Origin of the sequence: Methylobacterium sp. CCH5-D2, from assembly GCF_001556475.1 — a bacterium.
In the GTDB taxonomy this organism is placed as follows: domain Bacteria; phylum Pseudomonadota; class Alphaproteobacteria; order Rhizobiales; family Beijerinckiaceae; genus Methylobacterium; species Methylobacterium hispanicum.
The window spans coordinates 1-1346 of sequence record NZ_LSIX01000662.1; the positions used below are offsets into that span (position 1 = coordinate 1).

Consider the following 1346-nt stretch of genomic DNA (forward strand, 5'->3'; position numbering starts at 1 on the left):
TCACCCGGCTTTCTGCGAAAGCAGACCTCTCCCTATGGGAGAGGGCACCCGCGCTTCGTCCTGAGACGATGCCTCAAACCGAACTCTTCGACCGGAACGGTATGAAAACTCGACGGATGGGGCACAAGGCTGTCGAGCGGGCCTGCCGCGCCCGGTTCTGACAATTCTCGTTCCTCGACCGGCTTTCTGCGAAAGCAGACCTCTCCCGCTGAGGGTGTGGGGACCCGAGCCCCGTCAGTATCGGGACTTCGTTCGGCCTACGCGATCGCCCTCCCCGCAGGGCGGAAAGAGAGCGGCACCCGCGACGCTTGCCCTCACCGCTCCGTCAGCTTCATCTCGATGCGGCGGTTGCGGGCGTAGGCCTCGTCGGTCGTGCCGGCGTCGAGGGGCTGGAACTCGCCGAAGGCGCCCGCGAGCAGGTGCTGGGGCGGAATGCCCTTGGCCGCGAGGTACTGCACGACCGCGATGGCGCGGGCGGCCGAGAGCGCCCAGTTCGAGGGAAACTGCGCGCTCGCGATCGGCCGGGCATCGGTGTGCCCGTCGACCCGCAGCACCCAGGCGAGGTCGGCGGGGATCTGCCGGGCGAGATCGGAGACCGCCGCGGCGATGCGGTCGAGCTCCGGCGCGGCCTCGGGCTTGAGCGCGGCCGAGCCCGCCGGGAACAGCACCTCGGATTGCAGCACGAAGCGGTCGCCGACCACCCGGATGTCGGGCCGCGAGCCGAGGATCTGGCGCAGCCGTCCGAAGAAGTCGGAGCGGTAGCGGGCGAGTTCCTGCACCTTCTGGGCGAGCGCCACGTTCAGGCGGCTGCCGAGGTCGGCGATGCGGGCCTGGGATTCGCGGTCGCGCTGCTCGGAGGCCGCAAGCGCGTCCTCGAGTGCCGCGAGCTGGCGCCGCATGGCCGCGAGCTGCTCGTTGAGGAGGTCAATCTGGTTGAGGGCCCGCCGGGTCGCGCCGCGCTCGGCCTGGAGCTGGCGGTCGAGCTCGCCCGCCTGCCCTCCCTGCGCCCCGGCGGCCTGGGCCTCCGCCCGGGCCAGGTCGCGCGCGCTCTCGGCCGCCGCCAGCGACGAGCGGAGCGAATCGAGCGACGCCGCGTCGCCCCGCCGGTTCGAGCGCTCGAGGGCCAGGAGGTCGGTGAGGTCGGCGATCTGCCGGTTGAGCCGGGCCAGCATCGTGTCGCGGCCGGACAGTTCCTGCGAGACGAAGAACTGCCCCACCACGAAGACGGTGAGCAGGAACACCACCGAGAGCAGCAGGGTGGCGAGGGCGTCGACGTAGCCCGGCCAGACGTTGAGGCCGCGCTCGCGGCGGGCGATGCGGGAGGCCACCGCCCTAGACCCGCTCGC

General features: G+C 71.8%; 1 protein-coding gene. It reads right to left on the reverse strand.

Going from position 1 to position 1346, the window contains the following annotated elements; all coding sequences use genetic code 11:
* Positions 1 to 314: 314 nt before the first annotated feature.
* Complete coding sequence (locus AX737_RS17625; RefSeq protein WP_066923715.1) at positions 315 to 1328, reverse strand: peptidoglycan -binding protein; 1014 nt, start codon at positions 1326 to 1328, stop codon at positions 315 to 317.
* Between the last annotated feature and the right edge of the window lie 18 nt (positions 1329 to 1346).